Below are 206 nucleotides of genomic sequence, written 5' to 3' on the forward strand. Positions count from 1 at the left end.
CGCGCTGCCTTGCTGATCGCTCGCGTGCAAACTCCGTTTCGCTTCCGCGGCAAGCGCCAGTTCTGGGCTTATTGCGGACTGGCGCTGGAAACACGCAGCAGTGCCGACTATCGCTTGGTCGAAGGCGAGCTGCACCGCGCCAAGAAGCCGGTCTTCATCCGCGGTTTGAACTTGAATCATAACCATGATCTGAAAAACATTTTTAA

Annotated in this window: 1 protein-coding gene; it reads left to right on the forward strand. The window is 55.8% G+C overall.

Annotation, left to right across the window (positions count from 1 at the left end; translation table 11 throughout):
* Positions 1–206: hypothetical protein (locus tag DMG62_23350; protein PYY20520.1), on the forward strand; the 206-nt coding region annotated here is incomplete at both ends.

The sequence above is a fragment of the Acidobacteriota bacterium genome, from assembly GCA_003225175.1.
GTDB lineage: Bacteria > Acidobacteriota > Terriglobia > Terriglobales > Acidobacteriaceae > Gp1-AA112.